Raw genomic sequence first — 26,117 nt, 5'->3', positions numbered from 1 at the left:
ACTCATGACCGTCACCCACCACGTCCGCGTGCACGCCAGCTCCGAGAACCTCGTCCGCGAGGATCAGCTCGCGTGGAAGATCGCCGAGGTCGCAGTCGACCAGGTCGAGGTCGAGCAGCCCGTCGTCGACATGATCATCAACCGCATCATCGACAACGCCGCCGTCGCCGCCGCCTCCCTCACCCGTGCGCCGATCGTCGCCGCCCGCGCGCAGGCGTTCAGTCACCCCGTCTCCACCGGTGGTGCCGGCGCCAACCTCTTCGGAACACCGCTCGACCGCCGCACCAGCCCGGAGTGGGCGGCCTGGGCGAACGGCGTGGCCGTGCGCGAGCTCGACTACCACGACACATTCCTCGCCGCCGAGTACTCGCACCCGGGCGACAATATCCCGCCGATCCTCGCTGTCGCGCAGCACACCGGCAAGGACGGCCGCGCGCTCGTGCGCGGCATCGCCACCGGCTACGAGATCCAGATGGACCTCGTGCGCGCGATCTGCCTGCACAAGCACAAGATCGACCACGTCGCGCACCTCGGCCCGTCCGCCGCCGCCGGCATCGGCACCCTCCTCGGCCTCGACGTCGAGACGATCTACCAGGCGGTCGGCCAGGCGCTGCACACCACGACCGCCACGCGCCAGAGCCGCAAGGGCGAGATCTCCACCTGGAAGGCGCACGCCCCGGCCTTCGCCGGGAAGATGGCCGTCGAGGCCGTCGACCGGGCGATGCGCGGACAGACGAGCCCCGCGCCGATCTACGAAGGCGAGGACGGCGTGATCGCCTGGATGCTCGACGGGAAGGACGCGGCCTACGAGGTGCCGCTGCCCGCTGCCGGCGAGGCCAAGCGCGCGATCCTCGACTCGTACACGAAGGAGCACTCCGCGGAATACCAGGCGCAGGCGTGGATCGACCTCGCCCGCAAGCTCGGCACCGCGAACCCGGCCCTCCGCGACCCCGCGAACATCGCCTCGATCGTGCTGCACACCAGCCACCACACCCACTACGTGATCGGCTCGGGAGCGAACGACCCGCAGAAGTACGACCCGACGGCCTCCCGCGAGACCCTCGACCACTCCATCCCGTACATCTTCGCGGTGGCGCTGCAGGACGGCGGCTGGCACCACGTCGACTCCTACACGCCGGAGCGCGCAGGCCGCCCCGACACCGTCGCGCTGTGGCACAAGATCACCACGGCCGAGGACGCGGAATGGACCCGCCGTTACCACTCGGAGGACCCGGACGAGAAGGCGTTCGGCGGCCGCGTCGAGATCCGCCTCACCGACGGCTCGACCGTGGTGGACGAGATCGCCGTCGCCGACGCCCACCCCCTCGGCGCGCGCCCGTTCGCGCGGGAGAACTACATCGCCAAGTTCCGCCTGCTCGCGGAGCCCGTGCTCGAGCCCGCCGAGATCGAGCGGTTCCTGGAGCTCGTGCAGCGCCTGCCCGAGCTCACGGCCGCCGAGGTCGCCGAGCTCTCGATCGTCGCGAAGCCCGGTCTGCTCGACGACGCCGCGGCGCCCGCCGGTCTGTTCTGATGCCCACGCCGTTCATAACTCAGGAGAATCGGCGCGGAACGCGTCGGCTGACCGCCTACACGGCTCTCTCCCCCGCCGGTCTCCTGAGTTGTGAACACCGATCGAAGGGGAGCAACTGATGCTGTACTCCACCACGACGCCGGCCGAGAAGCGGCGCCTGTTCCGGGAACGGCTCGCCTCCGGGGAGCTGCTGCGCTTCCCCGGCGCGTTCAATCCGCTGAGCGCCCGGCTCATCGAGGACAAGGGCTTCGAGGGGGTCTACATCTCGGGGGCCGTGCTCTCCGCCGACCTCGGCCTGCCGGACATCGGGCTGACCACGCTGACCGAGGTCGCCGGGCGGGCGAAGCAGATCGCCCGCATGACCGACCTCCCCGCGATAGTCGACGCCGACACCGGCTTCGGCGAGCCGATGAACGTCGCGCGGACGATCCAGGAGCTCGAGGACGCCGGTCTCGCCGGTACCCACATTGAGGACCAGGTCAACCCGAAGCGCTGCGGCCACCTCGACGGCAAGGCCGTGGTCGACGAGGACACCGCGATCAAGCGCATCCGCGCCGCCGCCGACGCCCGCCGCGACGAGAACTTCCTGATCATGGCGCGTACCGACATCCGGGCGATCGAGGGGCTGGATGCGGCGATCGACCGGGCCAAGGCGCTCGTCGACGCGGGAGCCGATGCGATCTTCCCGGAGGCGATGCGCACGATCGGCGAGTTCGAGGCCATGGCCGCGGCGCTGGACGTGCCGATCCTCGCGAACATGACCGAGTTCGGCAAGAGCGAGCTGTTCTCCGTCGACGCTCTCCGCGATGCCGGGGTGCGCATGGTCATCTGGCCGGTGTCGCTGCTGCGGATCGCGATGGGGGCGGCGGGCCGTGCGCTCGATACGCTGAACGACGAGGGGCACCTGACCTCGAAGCTCGGGGAGATGCAGCACCGCGCCGACCTCTACGAGCTGATCGACTACGAGTCGTACAACCACTTCGACTCGGGCGTCTTCAACTTCACACTCGACAACACCGGTCGCTGAGCGCAGCGAAGCGGACACACGACGCGGTTGCTGAGCGAGGAGCGCAGCGACGAGTCGAAGTACACGAAGGAGTGACCATGACCGAGCCGGACATCAAGAAGGGCCTCGCGGGGGTCGTCGTCGACACGACGGCGATCTCGAAGGTCAACCCCGAGACGAACAGCCTGCTCTACCGCGGCTATCCGGTGCAGGAGCTCGCAGACACGCAGTCCTTCGAGGCCGTGGCGTACCTGCTGTGGAACGGCGAGCTGCCGACGGGCGACGAGCTCGCCGCGTTCCGGCTGGAGGAGCGGAAGCACCGCGCCCTGGCCGACAACGTGAAGGCCGCCATCGACCTCGTGCCCCTCGAGGCGCACCCGATGGACGAGGTGCGCACGGCCGTGAGCCTGATCGGCGCATCCGACCCCGAGGCCGGCGGTTCCGTGCTCGACGCCGGTGGCAGCCCCGAGCAGAACCTGGCGCGCAGTATCCGCCTGTTCGCCGCGCTGCCGGCCATCGTCGCCTACGGCCAGCGTCGCCGTCGCGGCCAGGAGCTCATCGCTCCGCGCGACGACCTCGACTACTCGGCGAACTTCCTCTGGATGACCTTCGGGGAGGAGGCCGACCCGGTCGTGGTCGACGCGTTCAACCGGTCGATGATCCTCTACGCCGAGCACTCCTTCAACGCCTCGACCTTCACCGCCCGGGTCATCACCTCGACCCTCAGCGACATCTACTCGGCTGTGGTCGGGGCCATCGGCGCGCTCAAGGGCCCGCTGCACGGCGGGGCGAATGAGGCCGTGCTGCACATCTTCAAGGAGATCGGTTCGGCGGACGCCGTCGAGGCCTGGCTCGACAAGGCCCTCGCGGAGAAGCGCAAGATCATGGGCTTCGGACACCGCGTCTACAAGAACGGCGACTCACGCGTGCCGACCATGAAGGCCGCGCTCGACACCCTCGTCGCGCACTACGGCCGGGAGGACGTCGCCGAGCTGTACAACGCGCTGGAGTCACAGTTCGTCGAGCGCAAGGGGATCCACCCGAACCTCGACTACCCGTCCGGCCCCGCGTACAGCCTCATCGGCTTCGACACGCTCACCTTCACGCCGCTGTTCGTCGCGGCGCGGGTGACGGGGTGGACGGCCCACGTCATCGAGCAGGCCGGCGCGAACGCCCTGATCCGCCCGCTGTCGCACTACGACGGCCCCGACGAGCGGCACGTGGCCGGCTGACTCCGTTCCGTTCGAATCGCCTGAATGGCTCCATCTCACCGCGGGATGGAGCCATTCGCGCGATTCGGAGCAGTAGCGTGCCGACGGCCCGGGGTCAAGCGGATGCGGCGGATTTCCGGGAGGAGTAAACCGGATCCGGGACGACAGCGTGTCCCGCGAGAAGGAGGCCCCATGTCCGCGTCCGACGTCACCGTCAAGGAGGTCCGGTCGCTCGTCCCCGCGCGCATGGACCGGCTCCCCTGGTCGCGCTTCCACTGGATGATCGTCGTCGGACTCGGGTTCTCCTGGATCCTCGACGGCCTCGAGGTGCAGATCGTCGCGGCGAACGGCTACGCGCAGACGCTGGGGATGGGCCCGGCCGAGGTTGGCCTCGCCGGCACCTGCTACCTGCTCGGACAGGTTTTCGGCGCCCTCGTGTTCGGCCGTCTCGCCGACCGTCTCGGCCGCAAGAACCTCTTCCTGCTCTCCCTCGGGGTGTACCTCGTCGGGTCGGCCGTCGCCGGTCTCGCTTTCGCCCCGTGGTTCTTCTACATCTGGCGCTTCGTCGCCGGGGCGGGCATCGGCGGCGAGTACGCGGCCATCAACTCGGCCATCGACGAGATCATCCCCGCGAAGTACCGCGGCCGTGTCGACATCGCCATCAACGGCACCTACTGGGGTGGTGCGGCGCTCGGCGCCGTCGCCAACATGTTCTTCCTCAACACCGACCTCCTGCCCGCTGACATCGGCTGGCGGCTGAGCTTCTTCGTCGGCCCGATCCTCGGCCTCCTCATCATCTGGCTGCGGCGGCACATCCCGGAGAGCCCGCGCTGGCAGATGACCCACGGTCGCGAGGAGGAGGCGGAGCGCAACGTCGACGAGATCGAGGAGCGCATCCGCAAGGAGGGCAAGACGATCGAGCCCGTCGACGAGAGCAAGGCCATCACGGTCAAGGAGTACGGCAGCGTCCCGTTCCTCGTGATCGCGAAGGTGCTGTTCAAGAAGTACCCGCGGCGCACGCTCGTCGGCATCACGATGATGGTCACGCAGTCCTTCCTCTACAACGCGATCTTCTTCACGTACGCGCTCGTGCTGGAGAACTTCTACGACACTCCGCCGGCATCCGCGTCGCAGTACTTCATCGTCTTCGCGGTGGGCAACCTCGCCGGCGCCCTCATCCTCGGCCACTTCTTCGACACGTGGGGTCGTCGGCGGATGCTGTTCGGCACCTATGTGCTCGCGGGACTGATCCTGCTCGTCAGCGCCTTCCTCTTCAACGCGGGCGTGCTGAACGCGGGCACGCACACGGCGTTCTGGTGTGCGTCGTTCTTCTTCGCCTCAGCCGGGGCCTCCGCCGCGTATCTGACGGTGAGCGAGATCTTCCCACTCGAGCTGCGCAGCCAGGTGATCTCGTACGTCTTCTCGATCGGGCAGCTCGTCGGCGCCATCGCCCCGGTGCTCTACGGTGCACTGATCGGTGCGAGCGCGGAGTCCGGCGACCGCGGTCCGCTTTTCTGGGGCTACGTGCTCGGTGCGGCGATCATGATGTTCGGCGGTGTCGTGTGCGGTGTCTTCGGAGTCAGCGCCGCCGGGAAGTCGCTGGAGGACATCGCCGATCCGCTCTCGCTCGTGGAACCGGCGAAGAAGGGCGTCACCCCGGGCGCGGAGTCCGGCTCCTGAGAAGGCGGTTCCGCTAGCGGGCGAGCCAGTTCCGCAGGGAGCGTGTGACGAACGGCAGCACCCAGTACGTCATGATCGGCGTGAGCACGAGGGTGGTGATGAGCACCCGGAGCCACATCGGCACGGCGTCCCATCCCGGCACCGGGCTCATGGCGTAGGTGAACGCGAGGTTCACGGGGAAGAAGCCGAGCCAGATCGAGACGGCCTGCTTCCACCGCGGCGGCGCGGGGGCGACGGTCACGGTGCTGGTCGTGCCGTCCGGGTCGACGACGGGGATGGAGCCCGTGGAAGGCTCGTCGAACCAGCCCTCGATGCCGGAGCGGCGCTTGGACCGCTCGCTGCGGACGAAGCCCTGGCCCATCGACAGCCACCACGCGCGCTCTCCGGACTGCTCCCACGCGGTGAGCGCGTCCTCGCTCGCGAAGCGGTAGAGCATGTGCCAGACCTGGGAGTCCTCGCCGGCACGGACCCAGCCGGAGCCGAGGAATCCCGGGTACTTCGTCGCGAGGTTCACCCCGGTCTGCACCCACGCGGTGGCCTCGGCGATGCGCTCCGGGTCGACCTCGCGGCGGATGGAGACGGTGACGGGTTCGGACACAGGGGCGGATGCGGACATGGTGCGGTCCTCGGGGTGAGCGGCGTCGGGGTGCGGACGCGGGGTGGCGGCGCCAGGGTCGCGGCGCCTGGTCGATTCTAGTTCCCGTTCGAGTCGCGCGATTGGCTGTGAATCCGGGCCGGATGCCGCCATTCGCGCAACTCGAACGCGGGGTCATCGCCCCAGCGCCGACGCCACACGGCGGATCAGCTCCTCGGGTCTGTGGAGGAGAGGTGCGGTGACCTCGATCACCGTCCACCCGGCAGCCCGGAGCGCCGCGACCCGCTCGACATCCCGTGCCCACTGCGCGCCGTGCATCATGCCGTGATACTCCGCCGCGACGCGTTCGGCCTCCCAGACCATGTCGACGCAGGCGAGGAAGCGACCCCGGTCGTCGAACACGTCCACGTTGAGCTGCGGTTCCGGGATTCCGGCTGCCACGAGGAGGCACCGCATCCGGCTCTCCCGCGGCGACCAGGAGTCCTCCCGCACGAGCTCGACCGCCTCCCGCAACCGTGCCGCCCCGCGTCTCCGCCCAGCCGCCAGCATCTCCCGCAGCTCATCGATCGTCGCCCAGGGCTGCCTCGTGACATCCGGCCGTCCGACCCCCGGCCTCCAGTGTCGGCAGAAGTAGTCGCCGAGCGCCACCAGGTCCACGAGCGGCAGCGTGCCGAGGGAGACCCAGGTCGCGGCGGGGGAGGTCACCCGGAGGCCGTCCCGATAACGGATCGAGGTGAGGCTGGACAGCGTGCGGTGTCCGGTCACGCCGCGGGCGCGGGGGAACGGGATCCCGCCGGACGCGCTGACATGGAGGGCGAGGTCGTCCGCCGTCGCGACGCTCCCGCGGTCGTCGAAGGCGAGCGGTAGCGGACCTCCCCAGATCGATGCGGCGGTCTCGTGACTGAAGAAGTGTCCGGTGTGCAAGATCGGCGCGTAGGACTGGGCTCGTGCCACCCGCGCTCGTCGCTGACGTTCGTACGGGTCGGCGATGTCGATCGAGGGGTCCGCTCGCGGGTGCACGCGGACGCCGTGGAACGGAGCCTCGAGGTCGGATCCGCGCAGCCGACCGCGGCTCACGCCGTGCAGTCGCGCCGTCCGTACCGCGAAGTCCACCCCGAAGCGGGCCGGAAGCTGCTGTCGTCGTCCCATGCCCCCACGCTCCCACCCCGGCGGCCGCGACGGGATCGGTCTCCACAGCCCCGCTTCGAATCGCGCACTGTGCTCTATCCCCGGCCGAAATGGAGCAAAGCAAGCGATTCGAAGAAGGAGAAGACCCCCGCCGACCCGATTCGGCGGGGGTCTCGGGAGCGAGAGTGCTCACCGTGTGCACGGGAGACGCGACTACCCGATCCGGTCTGAGTCTGTGCCGTGCATCTGCAGTTGTAATCGGCCCGGATGTCCGGCGGGTGAACGGCCGGAGAACGGGCGACGGCGGCATCCGCACGCGGGGCGCCGCAAAATGCAAGGACGTCCTCGTATTTTCACGGTCGTCGGAGTAAACTCGCCGATGTGCCAAAGAGGGCACGGAGGGATGTCGCACAATGACCCGTACTATCCCGCACTTCGTGGGCGGAACGCATGTCACCCCGGAAGACGGACGCTTCGCCGACGTCTTCGACCCAAGCACCGGAGCCGTGCAGGCCCGGGTGCCGCTCGCGTCCGCGGAGGAGGTGCGCCGCGTGATCGCGAACGCCGAAGAGGCGCAGGTCGCGTGGGCGGCGACCAACCCGCAGAAGCGCGCCCGCGTCCTCCTGCGGTTCCTCGACCTCGTGCAGCAGGAGATGACCTCGCTCGCGGAACTCCTCGCGAGCGAGCACGGCAAGACCGTCGACGACGCCAAGGGTGACATCCAGCGGGGTCTCGAGGTCATCGAGTTCTCCGCCGGAGCCCCGCATCTGCTCAAGGGCGAGTACTCCACCGGGGCCGGGGCTGGCATCGACGTGTACTCGATGCGGCAGCCGCTCGGGGTCGTCGCCGCGATCACGCCCTTCAACTTCCCCGCCATGATCCCGCTGTGGAAGGCGGGTCCCGCGCTCGCCGCCGGTAACGCCGTGGTCCTCAAGCCCAGTGAGCGCGACCCCTCGGTGCCCGTGCGTCTCGCCGAGCTGTTCCTGGAAGCGGGGCTGCCGGCCGGCGTCCTCAACGTGGTGCACGGCGACAAGGAGGCGGTGGACACGCTGCTCACCGACGACCGGATCCGCGCGGTCGGCTTCGTCGGCTCCACGCCCATCGCCGAGTACATCTACGCCACCGCGGCCGCCCACGGCAAGCGCGCGCAGTGCTTCGGCGGCGCAAAGAACCACATGATCGTGATGCCGGACGCGGATCTCGACCAGGCCGTCGACGCCCTCATCGGCGCCGGCTACGGCTCCGCGGGAGAGCGGTGCATGGCCATCTCGGTCGCCGTGCCGGTCGGCGAGGAGACCGCGGAGGCGCTTGCCACCAAGCTCACCGAACGCGTCGCTCAGCTGCGGGTCGGCCCTTCCCTCGCGGCGGACGTCGACTACGGACCCCTGGTCACCCGCGCAGCGGTCGAGCGGGTCGAGGGCTACATCCAGCAGGGGATCGACGAGGGCGCGACGCTGCTCGCCGACGGCCGCGGCTTCACGGTCGACGGGCACGAGGAGGGCTTCTACCTCGGACCGACCCTGTTCGATCACGTGACGACCGACATGGCGATCTACCGCGAGGAGATCTTCGGCCCGGTGCTCGTGATCGCCCGCGCCGCCGACTACGAAGAGGCGCTGCGCATGGCCTCCGAGCACGAGTACGGCAACGGGGTCGCCATCTTCACGCGCGACGGTGACGCCGCCCGCGACTTCGCCGCTCGGGTGGAGGTCGGGATGGTGGGCGTGAACGTGCCCATCCCGGTGCCGATCGCCTACTACACGTTCGGCGGCTGGAAGCGCAGCGGCTTCGGCGACCTCAACCAGCACGGCGCCGACGCCTTCCGCTTCTACACGAAGACCAAGACCGTGACGAGCCGCTGGCCGTCGGGGATCCGCGAGGGCGCGAGCTTCGTCATCCCCACGATGCACTAAGGACACGCGATGACCATGACCACCGTCACCACCACCGACGAGGAGCGCGAGGCGATCCTCGATGCCGTGCGGGAGTTCGCCGACGCGGAGCTCGCCCCGTTCTCCGCGGAACGCGACGAGAAGCACCTGTTCCCGCGGGAGTCGCTGCAGCGCGGCGGCGAGCTCGGCCTCGGCGGGATCTACGTGAGCGAGGAGTTCGGCGGCACCGGCCTCACCCGCGTCGACACCGTCGCCATCTTCGAGGAGCTCGCCAAGGCCGACCCCGCCGTGGCCGCCTACATCTCCATCCACAACATGGTGGTGTGGATGATCGACACCTACGGCGACGACGAGCAGCGGTCGCGCTGGCTGCCGTCGCTGACCGCCATGCAGGAGTTCGGCGGCTACTGCCTCACGGAGCCGGGAGCCGGATCCGACGCGGCGAACATCGCGACCAGCGCCGTCCGCGAGGGCGACGAGTACGTGCTGACCGGGGTGAAGCAGTTCATCTCCGGAGCCGGTGAGGCCGCGGTGTACGTCGTCATGGCGCGGACCGGCGAGCCGGGAGCCCGCGGGATCAGCGCCTTCCTCGTCCCCGGCGACGCGGAGAACCTGAGCTTCGGTGCTCCGGAGAAGAAGATGGGGTGGCACGCGCAGCCCACCCGCCCCGTGATCATGGACGGCGTGCGGGTGCCGGCGTCCGCGATGCTCGGGGACGAGGGGCGCGGCTTCGCGATCGCGATGTCGGCGCTCAACGGCGGACGCCTCAACATCGCGGCGTGCTCTCTCGGTGGAGCGCAGGCCGCGCTCGACAAGGCCGTGCAGTACGTGCACGAGCGCGTCGCGTTCGGGGAGCCGCTGGCGGAGAAGCAGTCGATCCTCTTCGCGATCGCCGACATGCGCACCGACCTGCAGGCCGCGAGGCTGATGGTGCGCGACGGCGCGGAGGCGGTGGACGAGAAGGCGCCGGACGCGACGATGCGCTGCGCGATGGCCAAGCGCTTCGCGACCGACGCCGGCTTCGAGGTGGCCAACCGCGCCCTCCAGCTGCACGGCGGCTACGGCTACCTGCAGGACTACGGCATCGAGAAGATCGTCCGCGACCTCCGCGTGCACCTGATCCTCGAGGGGACGAACGAGATCATGCGCCTGATCGTCGGCCGGGAGATGCTGCGACCCGCGGGGTCGACGTCGATGCGGAGCGCATCATGACCCGCGTGGCCTTCCTCGGGCTCGGGCACATGGGGCTGCCGATGGCGAAGAACCTCGTCGCCGCCGGACACGAGGTGCACGGCTTCGACCTCGTGCCCGCGGCCGTCGAGGCGGCGCGGGCGGGCGGGATCCCCGTGGCGGCGAGCGGCGCGGAGGCGGTGGCGGACGCGGAGGTCGTGGTGACGATGTTCCCGGCGGGGAAGCACGTCATCGAGGCCTACCGCACGGAGCTGCTGGCGGCCGCGCGCCCCGGGACGCTGTTCATCGAGTCGTCGACCATCGCCGTGGACGAGGCGCGGGCCGCCCATGCGCTCGCGCTCGCCGCGGGCCACCGGCACATCGATGCTCCGGTCTCCGGCGGCGTGGTCGGGGCGGAGGCGGGGACCCTCGCGTTCATGGTCGGGGGTTCCGACGACGACTTCGCGGCGGCTCTTCCGCTGCTGGAGATCATGGGGAAGCGCATCGTGCACTGCGGCGGACCGGGACTCGGTCAAGCGGCGAAGGTCTGCAACAACATGGTGCTCGCGGTGTCGCAGATCGCCGTCGCCGAGGCCTTCGTGCTGGGCGAGCGGTTGGGACTCGAGCATCAGGCCCTGTTCGACGTGGTGTCCCAGGCGTCGGGGCAGTGCTGGGCGCTCACCACGAACTGCCCCGTGCCCGGTCCGGTGCCCACCAGCCCCGCGAACCGGGACTACCAGCCGGGGTTCGCTGGAGCCCTCATGGCGAAGGACCTCGGTCTCGCGCTGCAGGCCATCGAGCAGACCTCGACGGACGCCCGGATGGGTCGTCTGGCGCAGGAGCTGTATGCCGCCTACGCCGCCGGCGAGGGCGCGGCCCGCGACTTCTCCGGCATCATCACGGACATCCGTGGCTGACCTCCGGCTTTCGAATCGCCTGAATGGTCGCGAATCCGGCCGAAATGCAGCAAATCGGGCGATTCGAAGGAGAGGGTGGATGACGACAGGAAGGCGGGAGCGATGACCGAGTACGAGACGATCCTGGTGGAGCAGCGCGGACGGGTGGGCTGGATCACCCTCCACCGTCCGGAGGCGCTCAACGCGCTGAACAGCCGGCTCGCCGAGGAGGTCACCGCGGCCGCGCAGGCCTTCGATGCGGATGACGGCGTCGGGGCCATCGTCGTGACCGGCTCCGAGAAGGCCTTCGCGGCCGGCGCCGACATCAAGGAGATGGAGGGGATGTCCGCGGCGGAGATGCTCGAGACCGACCACTTCGGCGTCTGGCACGACTTCGCGGCCGTGCGCACGCCGGTCATCGCGGCGGTCTCCGGATTCGCGCTCGGCGGCGGCTGCGAGCTGGCGATGATGTGCGACATCATCCTCGCCGCGGACACCGCGAAGTTCGGACAGCCCGAGATCAACCTCGGCGTGATCCCCGGCATGGGCGGCACCCAGCGGCTCATCCGCGCGGTGGGGTACTACAAGGCGGCGGAGCTCGTGCTGTCCGGCCGCTTCATGGGCGCCGAGGAGGCGGAGCGCTCCGGACTCGTGTCCCGCGTCGTCCCCGCGGCGGACCTCCTGGCCGAGGCGACGACGTTGGCGGAGACGATCGCTTCGAAGTCGCTGCCGTCGGTCTACGCTGCCAAGGCCGCGCTCGATGCGGCGATGGAGACGACGCTGTCCGCCGGCCTCGCCCACGAAAAGCAGGCGTTCGCGGCGCTGTTCGACACGCACGACCAGAAGGAGGGGATGGCGGCCTTCCGCGAGAAGCGCACGCCGGACTTCCAGAACCGCTGACCGCGGTTCACAACTCAGGAGAACCGGTCGCGGAATCGCCGTTCGGCGGTTGCGCGTGGTTGTGGGCCGCAGTTCTCCTGAGTTGTGAACGATCAGCCGCGCAGGGACTCCACGATCTTCGCGATCCGGCGCTCGCGCGTCGCCTCCTGCTTGGCCTCGGCGACCGCCCTGGCGTGCTCCTTGCGCGCCGACGGGGAGAGGGCGTCGAACGCCGCGCGCACGGCCGGATCGGCGTCGAGGGCGCCGGCCAGCGCCGGCGGCACCTCGACCGTGCGTTCGGCGGTGTCGAGCCGGATCACGGCGTCGACCTCCTGGTCGATCTCGACCCCGAGGTCTGCGCGGGTGGCCTTGCTGAGACCGATCATGTTCTCGCCCCCCATGCGGGCCAGGCGCAGGCGAGCGGTGCGCCCGCCGATCGTGACCGCGACCGGGAAGGCCTTGCCGGCGCCGAAAGACGCCACCTGCTCGTCGGTGAGGAGGATCGCCGCGGCGGGGCCGCGACCGGCGAGGACGGTGTGCACGCGCAGTTCGCTCATGCAGGAAGAGTACGCCCGCTGTCCTCGATCGCGGCGACCAGAGCGGAGTTGCGTTCGGCGATGAGCCGCTCCATGTACCGGCCGAGCACGAGGGCGTCGACGACGCGGCCGAGGGGCCCGAAGGGCGACCGGAACACGATCGTGTCGCGCATGAGGGTGCCGCGCGGGTGCTCCTCGAACACATGCTCGTGCCGGAGCTCGCGGAACGGCCCGGCGATCTGTCGGTCCGTGAACCGATGCGGCGCGTCGATGTCGAACACCACGGAGCGCAGGCGGAAAGGGATGCCGAAGTGCCGCGCGCGCCAGGTGACCGTGGACCCCTCGGTGAACGCGCCGCCCGCGGGCTCCTCGATCATCGTCTCGTCGTAGCGCGCCATCGACTGCAGATGCAGTTCCGGGTCCAGTGCCGCGGCGAAGACGACAGCGCGCGATGCCGCGATCACGGTCTCGAGCACGAACCGGGGCATCAGAGCGGTTCGGGGAGGGGGCGCGGATCGATGAAGTCGCCGGCGTCGCGACGCAGGCGGGCGACGATGGCGACGAGCTCGGCGGCGTCGGCCTCGCTCATGCCGGGGTCGGCGAAGACGTCGGCGTTGAGCGCGGTCGTGGCGCGCTCGACGAGATCGCGGCCGTCGTCGGTGAGGGCGAGCATCGCCGCGCGTCCGTCGTGCGGGTGCGGTTCGCGGACGACGAGGCCGTCGCGCACGAGGCGCTCGGCCGTGCTGGTGATGGTGGTGGCGTGGACCTGCAGCCGCGCGACCACGCTCGACAACGGCAGGCGTCCGGCCCGGCTGAAGGCGAGCAGCCGCAGGACCTCGTAGCGGGCGAAGCTCAGCGCGAAGGGCTTGAGGGCCGCGTCGACACGGGCGAGGAGGAGCTGCTGGGCGCGCATCACCGAGGTGACCACCGTCATGCCGTCCGCGGCCTCGGTCCAGCCGTGCGCGATCCACTGCCGCTTCGCCTCGGCGAGCGGGTCGACGGGAAGCGGGCGGGGTCGGACCACGTCTCTACGGTACCGGGGGAGGCCGCCCCCGGCTGTCAGCGGCGAGCCGCGGGGCCCGACTGTCGACTATGTATACATTCGCGGCCGAAATCGGGGGTACCACCTGCGGATCCCTCCGCCTTTGGCTACATAGAAGACCGTGCGGATAGACTCAGCGTGTCGTGAGGAGCATTCGATGAAGATCTTCGTCCTGGTCAAAGAGGTGCCGGACACCTATGGCGATCGCACGTTGAATCTCGAGACCGGACTCGCCGAACGCGGCGCGGGGGATGTGGTCCTCGACGAGATCACGGAACGGGCCCTCGAGGTCGCCCTGGCCCACGCCGACAAGAACGAGGGCACCGAGGTCGTGGCCCTCACGATGGCGCCGGAGAGCGCGACCGCCTCCGTGCGACGCGCCCTCGCGATCGGTGCCGGGTCAGCCGTGCACATCGTCGACGAGCAGCTCGTCGGTGCCGACCTGGGCCTCACCGCCGAGGTGCTCGCCGCCGCGATCCGCCGCGGCGCCCCCGACCTCGTCATCACCGGCAACCTGTCCACCGACGGTGCCGGCGGCGTCCTCCCCGCCATGCTCGCCGAGCACCTCGGCTGGGCGCAGGCCACCGCCCTCACCGCGGTCGAGATCACCGCCGAGGGCGTCTCCGGTACCCGGGGTGCCGACGCGGGCAACCAGCAGGTCACCGCGCCGCTGCCCGCCGTGATCTCCATCACCGAGGCGCTCCCGGACGCCCGGTTCCCGAACTTCAAGGGCATCATGGCGGCGAAGAAGAAGCCGCTGGAGGTGCTGTCCCTCGCCGACCTCGACGTGTCGGCCGACCCGGCGCTCGCTCCGCGCACCATCATGACCGCGGTCTCCGAGAAGCCTCCGCGGGCGGCCGGGGTCAAGATCACCGACGAGGGCGATGCCGCCGAGAAGCTCGTCGAGTTCCTCGTGCAGAACAGGCTGGTGTGACATGGCGTACCCCGAGAACCCGATCCTCGTGCTCCTCGACGTCGACCCGTCCGGTGCACTCGCCAGCAGCACCGCCGGACTCCTCGGCGCGGCGGCAGGCATCGGCACACCGGTAGCGGTGATCGTCGGTGGTTCCGAGGCGGCGGTCGCCACGGCCGCGGAGGCCGGAGCCGCGGTCGTGCTCACGGCCGACGGCGACCCGTCCGCGCTGACGGTCCCGATCTTGGACGCGTTGCAGGCCGCCGCCGCGCAGGTGCAGCCCGCGGCCGTCCTCATCTCGAACTCGATCTCCGGCCGCGATGTCGCCGGGCGGTTCGCGGTGCGGACGAAGAGTGCTCTCGCCGTGGATGCGGTCGGGGTCTCCCGTGACGACGAGGGCATCGTCGCCCACCACTCGGTCTACGGCGGGGCGTACCTCGTCGACGCGGCCGCGACGTACGGCACGCTCGTCGTCACGGTGCGCCAGGGTGCGGTGGAGGCCAGGGCCGAGGCGGTCGCCTCCCCGCAGGTCGAACAGCTCGCGGTCACTCCGTCCGGAGCGGTCGCCGCGACGGCGGGGCCCGTCGAGACGGTCGAGGCCACCTCGTCCCGGCCCGAGCTGCGCGGAGCGACCCGCGTGGTCTCCGGCGGCCGCGGTCTCGCCTCGAAGGAGAAGTTCGTGCTCGTGGAGGAGCTCGCCGATGCCCTCGGGGCCGCGGTCGGCGCGTCGCGCGCCGCAGTCGATGCGGGCTACATCCCGCAGTCCCACCAGGTCGGGCAGACCGGGGTCTCGGTGTCGCCGCAGCTCTACGTCGCGCTCGGGATCTCCGGCGCGATCCAGCATCGCGCCGGCATGCAGACGTCGAAGAACATCGTGGCGATCAACAAGGACCCGGAGGCGCCCATCTTCGACGTCGCCGACTTCGGCATCGTCGGCGACGTGTTCGCGATCGTCCCGCAGGTGATCGCCGCGCTTGAGGCGCGGAAGAAGTAGTCATGGCGACGCGGGTGCTGCGCCGCGGGCTTCCGCGGGTGCCGGGCGGCGAGCCGTGGCCGCCCGCCGACGTGACCGTCGATGCGGTCGATGCCGTCGAGGTGGCCGCCGTGGCCGAGGTGGCCGCCGTCGAGGCGCCGGTGTCCGCGACGACGGAGCGCATCGAGCGCGGGGCCGCCGAGGTCGAGGCCGCTGTCGCGACCCCCTCGCTGTCGGAGGACGCCGCACCGCGTCCGGCCCTCCGTCGGGGCCTTTCGCGCGTGCCCGGCGGCGATCCCTGGCCGCCGCCCGCGGTCGGAGCTGCGCCGACGGCCCCGTCCCCACCCGCCGCGCTTCCGGGGGCGGCCGCGCCGTCCGCTGCCGCTGCTGCCGCTGCTGCTGCCGCTGCCGCTGCGCCTGCTGCCGAGCAGGCTGCCGCCGCGACGGCCTCGGCGCCTGCGGCGACGCCCGCCGCTGCGTCGCCCGCCGGAGGCGAGAGCGTCCGTCGTGGACTGCCCCGTGTCCCGGGCGGCGAGCCCTGGCCGCCCGCGGGGACCGTGCCCGCACGGGCGACCGCCGACACCTCCTCGGCCGTGGCGGCGGACGCCCCCGCGATCGCGGAGACTCCGGCTCCGGCCGCGGCACCCGCGACGGCGGAGCCCGCCATCCCCGGCACCGCGCTCGCCCCGGCCGCCGACATCAGCACACCGCTGCCCTGGACCCGCACGGTCTGGAACGGTCGTGCCCCCCGACACCTCCCGGCCGCCGCCTCGACCACCCCGCCCGCTCGCCGGCGCCCGACCTGGACCCAGGCGATCGCGGTGCTGTTCGGCGCCGCCGCTCTCGGCGTGCTCGCGGCCGCGGCCGTGGCTCTCGTCCGCACGCTGCTGAGCCTCCCGTTCATGCAGGACTTCCTGGCAGCCTTCCCGGGCGAGTACGAGTCGCCGATCCCGGTCGAGCCCGGCTTCGCGCCGTGGGTCAACTGGGCGCACTTCTTCAACATGTTCCTGATCGTGCTGATCATCCGCTCGGGGCTGCAGGTGCGCACCGAGAAGCGTCCGAGCGTGTTCTGGACGCCGCGGAACAACCCGAAGGGCAAGATCAGCCTGAACCTCTGGTTCCATCAGGCGCTCGACATCCTGTGGCTGCTGAACGGCGTGATCTTCGTGGTGCTGCTGTTCGCCACGGGGCACTGGGTGCGGATCGTGCCGACGAGCTGGGAGGTCTTCCCGAACGCGCTGTCGGCGGCGCTGCAGTACATCTCGTTCGACTGGCCGCACGAGAACGGCTGGAACAACTACAACAGCCTGCAGCAGCTCGCCTACTTCGTCACCGTCTTCCTCGCGGCACCGCTCGCCGCCGTCACCGGGTTCCGCATGTCGGGGCTCTGGCCCAAGAAGGCGGAGCGCCTGTCGAAGGCGTACCCGGTGGAGTGGGCGCGCGCCCTGCACTTCCCGGTGATGCTCTACTTCGTGGCGTTCATCATCGCGCACGTCGCGCTCGTGATGCTGACCGGCTTCCTGCGCAACCTCAACCACATGTTCGCCGCCCAGGATGCCGCGACGTGGACGGGGTTCTGGGTGTTCATCGCCTCGCTCGTCGTGATCGCGATCGCGTGGGTCGCGGCGCGCCCGCTCGTGCTCGCGCCGATCGCGAAGGCGTTCGGCAAGGTCTCGGGGCGCTGATCCATGACCGACCGCACCGCCATCGAGGACTACTGGCGCGAGGCCCGCATCGCGCTTCCGCACCTGCCTGAGGCTCTTCCCGAGGCGTGGGGTTTCGGCGCGACGCCGGAGCACGCCGACGAGCTCCTGGAGCTCGTGCTCCGCGGCATCAAGGTGGGCACGGCGTCCTCCGTCTGGGACTACGAGGAGACGGGGGATCCGCTGCCGACCGTCGGCGAGCTCAGCATCATCCTCGACGGAACCGGCGCCCCGCGTGCCGTGATCGAGACCACGGCGATCGACATCGTGCCTTTCGACGAGGTCGACGCGGCGCACGCCTTCGCCGAGGGGGAGGGGGACCGCACCCTGGCGCACTGGCGCGAGGTGCACGAGCGCTACTGGCGCACCCACTCCGAGAACCCGCGCGGCTACGCCCCTGACATGCCGGTGCTGTGCGAGCGCTTCCGGCTGCTCCTGCCGGCCGGCGCGGAGGACTGAGGAGAGGGAGATCATGGCAGAGGCCTACATCGTCGACGCGGTCCGTTCGCCGGTCGGACGCCGAGGCGGCGCTCTCGCGGAGATCCACCCCGCCGACCTCGGCGCGCACAGCCTGCGGGCCCTCGTCGACAGGACCGGCATCGACCCCGGCGCCGTGGACGACGTGATCCTCGGAGCCATCGATGCGATCGGCGGGCAGGCCGGGAACGTCGCCCGCACCGCGCTGCTCGTCGCCGACTTCCCGGAGCACGTGCCCGGCGTGACGATCGACCGCCAGTGCGGATCCAGTCAGCAGGCCGTGCACTTCGCCACGCAGGCGGTGCTCAGCGGCACCAGCGACCTCGTGATCGCCGGCGGGCTGCAGAACATGTCGCGGATCCCGCTCACCGCGGCCGCGACCGTCGGCCGGGAGTACGGCTTCACGACGCCGTACGCCGAGTCGCCCGGATGGCAGGAGCGGTACGGCGACCAGGAGATCTCGCAGTTCCGGGGTGCGGAGCTCATCGCCGAGCGGTGGGACATCTCACGGGAGGAGATGGAGCAATACGCACTGGAGAGCCACCGCCGGGCGGCCGTCGCCCAGGACGAGGGGCGCTTCGCGGCGGAGATCGCGCCGCTCGCCGGGCTCGATGACGACGAGGGCGTGCGCCGGGACACCAGCCTCGAACGCATGGCCGGCCTGCCGCCGCTCGCGCCCGGCGGGCGGATCACCGCCGCGGTCGCGTCGCAGATCAGCGATGCGTCGAGTGCTGTGCTCATCGCCAGTGCGCGGGCGGTGCAGGAGCACGGCCTCACCCCGCGCGCTCGCATCCACCACGTCTCCGTCCGCGGCGACGACCCCGTGCTCATGCTCACCGCGCCGATCCAGGCCACCAGGCACGCGTTGGAGCGCACAGGGCTCCGGATCGAGGACATCGACCTGTTCGAGGTCAACGAGGCGTTCGCCTCGGTCGTGCTCGCCTGGATGCGCGAGACCGGTGCGCCGCACGAGAAGGTGAACGTCAACGGCGGCGGCATCGCGCTGGGACACCCGATCGGCGCGACCGGCACCCGCATCCTCGCGACCCTGCTCAACGAGCTGGAGCGCACCGGTGGCCGGTACGGCCTGCAGACGATGTGCGAGGGCGGCGGCGTCGCGAACGTCACGATCATCGAACGCCTCTGAGACAGACGGAAGGGCCGCCCCGCGGGGCGGCCCTTCCGGTGAGGACGAGGGTCAGGGGCGCACGAAGCGGACCTCGGTGAGCGTCTCGCCCAGGAACGGCTCGGTGTGCGCGGCGCCGTCGAGGTGGAACCCGTTGCGCGTGTAGAACCGGTGCGCGCGGGGGTTGTCCTCGGCGACCCAGAGGTAGAGCGGCTCGTCCTTCTCGACGGCCGCGTCGAAGAGCTTCTGTCCGATGCCCGTCGAGTGGTATGCGTCGAGCAGGTAGATGAAGTACAGCTCGCGGAACGCCGGGGCGTCCTTGTCGCGGGCGGGACCCGAGCCGACGAAGCCGACGATCTCGCCGTCGACGAGCGCCGCGTTCATCTTGAAGTCGGGACCCTGCGAGGCCCAGTGCGTCCACAGCTCGGCCATACGGCGGGGCGAGACCTTCTCCAGCGCCGCCTTGCTGATGAGGTGATCGTAGGTCTCGTGCCAGCACTGCGCATGCACGCGACCGAGGGCTTCCGCATCCACATCACGGACCGGACGGACGATGACTTCGGGCTGGGCTTCGGCGCTCATGCGGTGACTCTACGGCGGGTCCGTGGAAATCGGAAATCGGGGTGACGGCCGCCGAGAGGGCCACCGGGGGCATGGAGGAATCGGACAACGAAGTTCGACCGTCGTGCGCGGATGGCTACGATCAGTGCTCGTGAATGTGATCTGGCGGACCCTCCTCGTGATCCTCGGTGCGCGTCGCCGCGTGCGGCAGGGGAAGACCCTCGACCCGACCGCCGTCGGCACCGTCACCGTCACTACCCTGCCCACGGACCTCGACATCCTCCGCCACATGAACAACGGCCGGTACCTGTCGCTGTTCGACCTCGGCCGCTGGGACCACCTCATCCGCACGGGGCTGTTCGACGTGATGAAGGAGCAGGGCTGGTACGCGGTGGTCTCCAGCGAGACCATCACCTTCCGCAAGTCGCTCCAGCTCTGGCAGCGGTTCGAGGTGCAGTCCCGCTTCATCGGGCACGACGAGAAGGCCCTGTTCCTGGAGCACCGGGCCGTGGTCGGCGGCGAGGTCTACGCCCGGGCCATCGTGCGGGCCCGCGTGCTGCGCCGGTCCGGCGGCACGGTCAGCAACGAGGATCTGTTCGCCGCGGTGGGCAAGCCCGACGGTGTGCCCGAGATCGACGCGTGGGTGCACGACTGGGCCGCCGCGTCCGCCCTGCCTCCCGTGCGCACCCCTGCCCCCAGCATCTGGAACTGACCCGACTGCGGCCCGCCCGGTCGGGCACCCCGGGATTCCGCGACCGGAGACCTAGGGTGGTCACATGGCAGAGTCGTCGTCATCCTCCGCGGAGGCGGGGGCGTCCGCATCCCTCGCCGATCAGGCCGTCGAGCTCGCGCGCCGCTGGGTGATCGAGGCGGCCGCGGCCGACGTCGACCCCGCCGCCGAACGCCTCGCCGGGGTCCTGCGCGACGCCAACGGTCTGCCGTTCACCCTCGGCTTCGTCGACGGCGTGATGCGGCCGGAGAGCCTGACCGCCGCGGCCGCCCAGCTGCGCCGGATCGCGCCCATCGTGCCGGAGTTCCTGCCGTGGTACCTGCGCTCCGCCGTGCGGCTCGGCGGCGGCGTCGCCCCGGTGCTGCCGACCCCGGTCGTCCCCCTCGCGCGGCGGGCGCTGCGCGAGATGGTGGGGCACCTCGTGGTGGACGCGCGGCCGACGAAGCTCGGACCCGCGATCGAGAAGCTGCGGGAGTCGGGCTCGCGCCTGAACCTCAACCTCCTCGGAGAGGCGGTGCTGGGCGAGGCGGAGGCGCAGCGGCGGCTCGACGGCATCCACGAGCTCATCCGGCGTCCGGACGTCGACTACGTATCGGTCAAGGTCTCCGCGATCGTCAGCCGCATCTCGATGTGGGGCTTCGACGAGGTCGTCGACCGGGTCGTGGAGCGGCTGCTCCCGCTGTACGTGACGGCTGCGGCAGACGGCACCTTCATCAACCTCGACATGGAGGAGTACCGCGACCTCGACCTCACGATCGCCGTCTTCACGCGGCTCCTGGAGGACCCGCGGCTTACCGGACTCGAGGCCGGGATCGTGCTGCAGGCCTATCTGCCCGACGCGCTCCCGGCCCTCCAGGAGCTCACCGCCTGGGCGCAGGACCGCGTGATCCACGGGGGAGCCCGCATCAAGGTGCGCCTCGTGAAGGGCGCGAACCTCGCGATGGAGCACGTCGAGGCGACGCTGCACGGGTGGACGCCCGCACCCTACGACACGAAGCTCGACACCGACGCCAACTACCTGCGCTGCCTGGACTGGGCGCTGCAGCCCGAGCACACGGCCTCGGTGCGGATCGGCGTGGCCGGCCACAACCTCTTCGGCATCGCCCACGCGTGGCTGCTGGCCGGGGAGCGCGGCGTCCGCGACGCGGTCGAGTTCGAGATGCTGCTCGGCATGGCCCAGGGGCAGGTGCAGGCGGTCTCCCGGGAAGTGGGTCCGGTGCTGCTGTACGTGCCGGTCGTCGCACCCGCCGAGTTCGACGTGGCCATCAGCTACCTCGTGCGGCGGCTGGAGGAGAACGCGTCGTCCGAGAACTTCCTCTCCGCGGCGTTCCACCTGCACGACGACGAGACGCTCTTCGCCCGGGAGGCGGACCGCTTCCTCGACGCTCTCGACCGGGCAGGTGACCCGGCCCTCGGCCTCGGTCCGCGCCGCACGCAGGACCGCCTCGCGCCCGTGCACGAGTCCGTGCGGCCGGCGCCGGCCGGCCCGGTCGCGGAGGCCGATCTCACGAAGGCCGTGCTCGGCATCGTGCGCGGCTCGGACGACGCCGACACCGGCGCCTACCTCGAGACCGCCGTGTACGCGGCGCGCGAGCGCGGGGAGGACACCGGGGGCGCCCCGGGCTTCGAGAACACGGCCGACACGGATCTCGCCCTCCCCGCCAACCGCGAGTGGGCGGCGGGGATCCGCGCCCGGCTCGCGGACTCGACGGTCGGGACGGAGGTCCTGGACGCGGCCCGCGTCGACGACGCCGACGACCTCGGACGCATCGTGCGCGGCGTGCAGGGTGCGGCGGCGGCGTGGGGATCGCGTCCTGCGGCCGAACGCGCCGAGGTGCTGCTGCGCGCGGCGGCGGCGCTCGAATCCCGGCGTGGGGAGCTGATCGAGGTCGCGGCCGTGGAGACCGGCAAGGTCTTCGCCGAAGCCGACGTGGAGGTGAGCGAGGCCGTCGACTTCGCCCGGTACTACGCCGCGACCTGCCGTGAGCTCGATGCGATCTCCGGCGCCGTGTTCGTCCCCGCCCGCGTGACCGTCGTCGCGCCGCCGTGGAACTTCCCCCTCGCGATCCCCGCGGGTGGCGTGCTGGCGGCGCTCGCCGCGGGCTCCGGCGTGGTCCTGAAGCCCGCCCCGCAGGCGCGGCGGTGTGCGGCGGTGCTCGTGGAGGCCCTGTGGGACGGCGGCGTTCCCCGTGAGGCTCTCGCCCTTGTCGACATCGAGGAAGGCGACCTCGGCCGTGCCCTCATCACGGACGAGGCGGTGGACCGGGTGATCCTCACCGGGTCGTGGGAGACCGCGGCGCTGTTCCGCTCCTGGCGTCCCGACCTGCCCCTGCTCGCGGAGACCAGCGGCAAGAACGCCATGATCGTCACGCCCTCGGCCGACCTCGACCTCGCCGTGGCCGACCTCGTGAAGAGCGCGTTCGGGCACGCGGGGCAGAAGTGCTCCGCTGCGTCGCTCGCGATCCTCGTCGGGCCGGTGGGGCGCTCGCAGCGTTTCGCCCGTCAGCTCGCCGACGCGGTCCGCTCGCTGCGGGTCGGCTGGCCCTCGGATCCGCTCGCCGAGGTGGGCCCGGTGATCGAGAAACCCGAGGGGAAGCTCGCCTGGGCCCTCTCCGAGCTGGAGGGCGAGGAGCGGTGGCTCATCGAACCCGCCCTCGACCGCGCCGACGACGGCAGCGGACGGCTCTGGCGCCCCGGCGTGCGGGTCGGCGTGCAGTCCGGCTCCCGCTTCCACACCGAGGAGTTCTTCGGCCCGGTCCTCGGGATCATGCACGCCCCGACCCTCGCCAAGGCCGTCGACCTGCAGAACGCCGTCGCCTACGGCCTCACCGCGGGGCTGCATACGCAGGACCCGGACGACCTCTCCTTCTGGCTCGACCGTGTGCAGGCCGGGAACCTCTACGTCAACCGCGGCACCACGGGGGCGATCGTGCAGCGGCAGCCGTTCGGCGGGTGGAAGCGCTCCTCCGTCGGGGCCGGTGCCAAGCCGGGCGGGCCGAACCACCTCATCGGACTCGGGTCGTGGCGCGCCCAGCACGGGTCCCCGGCGTCGAGCACCCTTCATCTGCGGGGGCTCGACTCCCGGATCACGGGGCTCATCGAGGCCGCGCAGCCGTCCCTCCCGTTCGAGTCCTTCGAGTGGCTCCGGCGGTCGGCCTTGTCGGACGCGTTGGCCTGGGACCGGGAGTTCGGGCGGGTGCGGGACGTGTCGCGGCTGGAGATCGAGCGCAACCTCTTCCGCTACCGGCCCGTCCCCGTGGAGATCCGCGCCACCGAGGACGCCGCCCTGCACGACCTGCTGCGGGTCGTGATCGCGGGCGTGCGCGCGGGGGCAGGCTTCGTGGTGTCCACTCCGGTCGGGCTTCCGGCGGGCGTGCGGCATGCTCTGGGCGACCTGGACGCCGTGGTGTTCCTGGAGACGGAGGACGAGTGGCTCCAGCGGATGCAGGTGGCCGAGGGCGAGGGGTCCTCGGGAGACGCGGGGGTTCCGGTGCTTCCGCGGCATGAGCGCGTGCGGCTCGTGGGCGGACGGGAGTCGGTGGCGGCGCTGCGCTCCGCGTTGGCGGTGGCCACCGGCGGTGACCCGGACCTCGCGGCGTACGACGCGGAGGTGACGGCGGCGGCCCGCATCGAGCTCCTTCCGTTCGTGCACGAGCAGTCCGTCTCGATCACCGCGCACCGCTATGGAAACCCCGACCCCTGGAGCGCCTCCGTCATCTGACCCCCCGCCCGTCTCCGGTGCGGGTGCGAAAAGGCGCCTCCCCTCGCCATCCGGGGTGCGTTTTTGATCCCGCCCGCCGGGGGCGCCGCGCCGGTTTCGGTGCGGGTGCGAAAACGCGCCGCTGCGGAGCGACGGGGGTGCGTTATTGATCCCGCCCGACCGGGGGGGCGCCGGTTTCGGTGCGGGTGGAAAGACGTGCCGCTCCGGAGCGACGGGGGTGCGTTTTCGATCCCGCCTGCGGTGGGTGTGCCGGAGTCGGGGGCTGCGGCGGGCAGGGGAGGTTCCTGGGGCGCGGGATCGGAAAGGTGCCGTCGTGGGCCTGGGGAGGGGCGTTATTGATCCCGCGGCGCGGGGTGTGGGGGAGGGAAGGGGACGCGGGATCGGAAACGGACGGGAGAGGCGGTGCGGGGGTGCGATTGTGATCCCGGGAGAGGCTGTGGGGAGGGACGCGAACAGGTGTAAAAGATTCTTGACACGCTCGGGAGTGCGGTCGTAGTCTCGTGTCAAGAATTTTTGACACGAGGAGATTCGCATGGTCTACGAGGAGCGCAACGTCTGGGCCGGGCTGATCGTCAGCCCGATCGTCGCGGTCGTCTACGTCGTGCTGTTGCTGCAGCAGGCCGGCGGCGGTCCGCTCACCGCCACGGACTGGTTCCCGCTGATGCTGTGGACGATCGGCGGGGGCATCGTCGGGACGATCGTGCTCAGCGTCCTCTGGGGGATCATCGCCGGGATGTCCGATCCGGACGGCGTCGGCCGCTCCGACATCCGCGACCGGGACATCGGCCGGATGGGAGCCCGCGTGGAGCAGGCCTTCGTCACCATCGCCGGCCTCGGGGTCATCGTCCTCTGCGGTCTCGGCGCCGACGTGTTCTGGATCGCGAACACCATGTTCGCCGGGTTCCTCGTGGCGGCCGTCGTCGGCGGTGTCGCCCGGGCGATCGCGTACCGCCGGGGGCTCCGCTGATGGTCAAGCCCACCCTCGTCTCCAACACCATCCGCGCCCATCGCGAGCGCGCCGGACTCACGCAGGCCGAGCTCGCCCGCACGATCGGGGTCACCAGGCAGACCCTCATCGCCATCGAACAGCAGAAGTACTCGCCGACACTCGAGCTCGCGTTCCAGATCGCCCGGGCGTTCGGGGTCGGGATTGACGACCTGTTCGCGTATCCGACCGACCCCGGAGGTGCCGCATGACCGAGACGATGCCCGCCTGGACCCGCGAGACGTACGGCCCGGCCGCCGGGACGACACTGACCCGGCAGCCCGTCCCCCAGGCGCATCGCGGCGAGGTCGTGCTGCGCGTGCAGGCCACCGCCCTCAACGCCGGCGACGTGCGGCTGCTCCTCGGCGACCCGCTGCTGGTCCGGCCGTTCTTCGGGCTCACCCGCCCGAAGAACCCGGTGCGGGGACTCGACGTCGCCGGCACCGTCGTGGCGGTCGGCGCCGACGTGGTGAACGCCGAACTCGGTGAACTCGTCGTCGGGGAGCTCCAGGGCGGCGGCGGCCTCGCCTCCCACGCCCGCATCGCGGCCGACCGCGTCGTGCCCATCCCGCCCGATGTGACGCCCGAGGCGGCTGCGTGCCTGCCGATCGCCGGAGGCACCGCGTGGCAGGCGCTCGACGCGGCCGGGGTGGGGCTGCGGCACCGTGCGCAGCGGGTCCTCGTGATCGGGGCGTCCGGCGGCGTGGGGACGTTCGCCGTGCAGCTCGCGGCGCTCCGCGGGGCCGAGGTCTGGGCGACGTGTGGCGCGCGCAATGCCCTGCTGCTGGAACGCCTCGGAGCCGTGCGCACGCTCGATCACCGCACGTCTCCGCTCACGCACCTGCCCTCCTCGCGGTTCGACGCCGTCATCGACATCGCGGGAGGGGTGCCGATCCGCGAGCTGCAGCGCCTCGTCCGGCCGGGTGGCCGCGTGGTGCTCGTGACCGGCGACGGCGGACGCGTGCTCGGTCCGGTGCCCCGGATGATCCGCGCCGCCGTGCTCTCGCTCCGCGGGCCGCGGGTGGTGTCGCTCACGGCGACCCCGCGCCCTGAGGTCCTCACGAAGCTGCTCGAGCTCGTGGAGGAGGGGCATCTGGTGCCGGTGATCGAGCGCACGTATCCGTTCGACGAGGGGGTGTCCGCGCTCGCGCACGTCGAAGCCGGGCACACGGTCGGCAAGGTCGTGGTGACGCAGCGCGAGGGCTGAGGGCGACACGGGACGGATGCTGGTGGCGCCCAGGGTCTGGTGGCACAATGGTCACCGGCGTGCCCGAGTCGCATCTTCCCCTCCGCCTCTTCCGAGCAGGGGGTCGAAGGACCGCCGGGCCCCTGGACAGCGTCCGCCGCGCCCGTTCACACGAG

The 26,117-nt window shown here is 71.1% G+C and carries 24 protein-coding genes; 18 read left to right on the top strand and 6 right to left on the bottom strand.

All coding sequences use genetic code 11. The features are described from left to right. Positions 1–4: 4 nt before the first annotated feature. The 4 genes from BLU02_RS08070 (at position 5) to BLU02_RS08055 (ending at position 5,428) form a co-directional block, all read left to right on the top strand. Entirely contained in the window at positions 5–1,531 is a 1,527-nt protein-coding gene (locus BLU02_RS08070) for an MmgE/PrpD family protein (protein ID WP_060922550.1), read from the top strand. A 118-nt stretch (positions 1,532–1,649) separates the two neighbouring features. Next, positions 1,650–2,558: a methylisocitrate lyase gene (gene prpB / locus BLU02_RS08065; protein ID WP_060922542.1), complete on the top strand. Its 909-nt coding sequence runs from the start codon at positions 1,650–1,652 to the stop codon at positions 2,556–2,558. Between the two features lie 77 nt (positions 2,559–2,635). Continuing rightward, positions 2,636–3,769 (top strand): bifunctional 2-methylcitrate synthase/citrate synthase, encoded by a 1,134-nt coding sequence (locus BLU02_RS08060; RefSeq protein ID WP_060922541.1) that lies wholly within the window; start codon positions 2,636–2,638, stop codon positions 3,767–3,769. A 171-nt stretch (positions 3,770–3,940) separates the two neighbouring features. Next, positions 3,941–5,428, top strand: coding sequence for an MFS transporter (locus tag BLU02_RS08055; protein WP_060922540.1), 1,488 nt, complete (start codon positions 3,941–3,943; stop codon positions 5,426–5,428). Between the two features lie 13 nt (positions 5,429–5,441). Here BLU02_RS08055 and BLU02_RS08050 read toward each other — a convergent pair whose 3' ends face one another. After that, positions 5,442–6,044 (bottom strand): antibiotic biosynthesis monooxygenase, encoded by a 603-nt coding sequence (locus tag BLU02_RS08050; RefSeq protein ID WP_231919660.1) that lies wholly within the window; start codon positions 6,042–6,044, stop codon positions 5,442–5,444. A 153-nt stretch (positions 6,045–6,197) separates the two neighbouring features. Further along, positions 6,198–7,172: a putative endonuclease domain-containing protein gene (locus BLU02_RS08045; RefSeq protein ID WP_060922539.1), complete on the bottom strand. Its 975-nt coding sequence runs from the start codon at positions 7,170–7,172 to the stop codon at positions 6,198–6,200. A gap of 392 nt (positions 7,173–7,564) precedes the next feature. On the opposite strand from BLU02_RS08045, the gene BLU02_RS08040 reads away from it, so the two are divergent. The 4 genes from BLU02_RS08040 (at position 7,565) to BLU02_RS08025 (ending at position 12,009) form a co-directional block, all read left to right on the top strand. Beyond that, positions 7,565–9,064 (top strand): CoA-acylating methylmalonate-semialdehyde dehydrogenase, encoded by a 1,500-nt coding sequence (locus BLU02_RS08040; RefSeq protein ID WP_060922538.1) that lies wholly within the window; start codon positions 7,565–7,567, stop codon positions 9,062–9,064. A 9-nt stretch (positions 9,065–9,073) separates the two neighbouring features. Continuing rightward, positions 9,074–10,255 (top strand): acyl-CoA dehydrogenase family protein, encoded by a 1,182-nt coding sequence (locus tag BLU02_RS08035; protein ID WP_060922537.1) that lies wholly within the window; start codon positions 9,074–9,076, stop codon positions 10,253–10,255. After that, positions 10,252–11,130, top strand: coding sequence for a 3-hydroxyisobutyrate dehydrogenase (gene mmsB, locus BLU02_RS08030; RefSeq protein ID WP_083370933.1), 879 nt, complete (start codon positions 10,252–10,254; stop codon positions 11,128–11,130). Before BLU02_RS08035 ends, mmsB begins: the two co-directional genes overlap by 4 nt. A 102-nt stretch (positions 11,131–11,232) precedes the next feature. Then, entirely contained in the window at positions 11,233–12,009 is a 777-nt protein-coding gene (locus tag BLU02_RS08025; RefSeq protein WP_060923510.1) for an enoyl-CoA hydratase-related protein, read from the top strand. 92 nt (positions 12,010–12,101) lie between these two features. Here BLU02_RS08025 and BLU02_RS08020 read toward each other — a convergent pair whose 3' ends face one another. From BLU02_RS08020 to BLU02_RS08010, 3 genes are read right to left on the bottom strand one after another with little or no spacing between them, the layout of a single operon-like run. Further along, the gene (locus tag BLU02_RS08020; protein ID WP_060923511.1) at positions 12,102–12,545 is read right to left on the bottom strand and encodes a YdeI/OmpD-associated family protein; all 444 of its coding nucleotides are present in this window, start codon (positions 12,543–12,545) and stop codon (positions 12,102–12,104) included. After that, positions 12,542–13,012 (bottom strand): SRPBCC family protein, encoded by a 471-nt coding sequence (locus BLU02_RS08015; protein ID WP_060923512.1) that lies wholly within the window; start codon positions 13,010–13,012, stop codon positions 12,542–12,544. Before BLU02_RS08015 ends, BLU02_RS08020 begins: the two co-directional genes overlap by 4 nt. Next, positions 13,012–13,548, bottom strand: a complete 537-nt coding sequence (locus BLU02_RS08010) for a MarR family winged helix-turn-helix transcriptional regulator (protein ID WP_025105418.1) — start codon at positions 13,546–13,548, stop codon at positions 13,012–13,014. Before BLU02_RS08010 ends, BLU02_RS08015 begins: the two co-directional genes overlap by 1 nt. Before the next feature lie 175 nt (positions 13,549–13,723). On the opposite strand from BLU02_RS08010, the gene BLU02_RS08005 reads away from it, so the two are divergent. From BLU02_RS08005 to BLU02_RS07985, 5 genes are read left to right on the top strand one after another with little or no spacing between them, the layout of a single operon-like run. Then, positions 13,724–14,500, top strand: coding sequence for an electron transfer flavoprotein subunit beta/FixA family protein (locus BLU02_RS08005; RefSeq protein ID WP_060923513.1), 777 nt, complete (start codon positions 13,724–13,726; stop codon positions 14,498–14,500). Position 14,501: 1 nt separating this feature from the next. Further along, entirely contained in the window at positions 14,502–15,473 is a 972-nt protein-coding gene (locus BLU02_RS08000) for an electron transfer flavoprotein subunit alpha/FixB family protein (RefSeq protein ID WP_060923514.1), read from the top strand. A gap of 2 nt (positions 15,474–15,475) precedes the next feature. Beyond that, entirely contained in the window at positions 15,476–17,137 is a 1,662-nt protein-coding gene (locus BLU02_RS07995; protein ID WP_083370932.1) for a cytochrome b/b6 domain-containing protein, read from the top strand. Between the two features lie 3 nt (positions 17,138–17,140). Continuing rightward, entirely contained in the window at positions 17,141–17,614 is a 474-nt protein-coding gene (locus BLU02_RS07990; protein ID WP_060922626.1) for an ASCH domain-containing protein, read from the top strand. Between the two features lie 13 nt (positions 17,615–17,627). After that, a complete protein-coding gene (locus tag BLU02_RS07985) occupies positions 17,628–18,779 on the top strand; it encodes an acetyl-CoA C-acetyltransferase (RefSeq protein ID WP_060922627.1) in 1,152 nt (383 codons plus the stop codon). A gap of 51 nt (positions 18,780–18,830) precedes the next feature. Here the strand turns inward: BLU02_RS07985 and BLU02_RS07980 are convergent, their stop codons facing one another. Beyond that, positions 18,831–19,340: a GNAT family N-acetyltransferase gene (locus BLU02_RS07980; RefSeq protein WP_060922628.1), complete on the bottom strand. Its 510-nt coding sequence runs from the start codon at positions 19,338–19,340 to the stop codon at positions 18,831–18,833. Between the two features lie 130 nt (positions 19,341–19,470). On the opposite strand from BLU02_RS07980, the gene BLU02_RS07975 reads away from it, so the two are divergent. The 5 genes from BLU02_RS07975 to BLU02_RS07955 all read left to right on the top strand — a co-directional run bounded on the left by BLU02_RS07975 (position 19,471) and on the right by BLU02_RS07955 (position 25,962). Next, positions 19,471–20,031 carry an acyl-CoA thioesterase gene (locus BLU02_RS07975; RefSeq protein ID WP_060922630.1) on the top strand — a complete coding sequence of 187 codons (561 nt, stop codon included), beginning with the start codon at positions 19,471–19,473 and terminating at the stop codon, positions 20,029–20,031. A 64-nt stretch (positions 20,032–20,095) separates the two neighbouring features. After that, on the top strand, positions 20,096–23,770 hold the full coding sequence (locus tag BLU02_RS07970) for a proline dehydrogenase family protein (RefSeq protein WP_083370931.1): 3,675 nt from the start codon (positions 20,096–20,098) through the stop codon (positions 23,768–23,770). 532 nt (positions 23,771–24,302) lie between these two features. Next, the gene (locus BLU02_RS07965; RefSeq protein WP_060922631.1) at positions 24,303–24,737 is read left to right on the top strand and encodes a hypothetical protein; all 435 of its coding nucleotides are present in this window, start codon (positions 24,303–24,305) and stop codon (positions 24,735–24,737) included. Continuing rightward, positions 24,737–24,967 carry a helix-turn-helix transcriptional regulator gene (locus BLU02_RS07960; protein WP_060922632.1) on the top strand — a complete coding sequence of 77 codons (231 nt, stop codon included), beginning with the start codon at positions 24,737–24,739 and terminating at the stop codon, positions 24,965–24,967. Before BLU02_RS07965 ends, BLU02_RS07960 begins: the two co-directional genes overlap by 1 nt. Beyond that, positions 24,964–25,962 carry an NAD(P)-dependent alcohol dehydrogenase gene (locus BLU02_RS07955; RefSeq protein ID WP_060922633.1) on the top strand — a complete coding sequence of 333 codons (999 nt, stop codon included), beginning with the start codon at positions 24,964–24,966 and terminating at the stop codon, positions 25,960–25,962. The genes BLU02_RS07960 and BLU02_RS07955 overlap by 4 nt, the downstream gene beginning before the upstream one ends. Positions 25,963–26,117 lie beyond the last annotated feature (155 nt).

Source organism: Microbacterium paraoxydans, assembly GCF_900105335.1.
In the GTDB taxonomy this organism is placed as follows: domain Bacteria; phylum Actinomycetota; class Actinomycetes; order Actinomycetales; family Microbacteriaceae; genus Microbacterium; species Microbacterium paraoxydans.
Note: the sequence above shows the minus strand (reverse complement) of the source record. Positions and strands in the feature narration are given on the sequence as shown.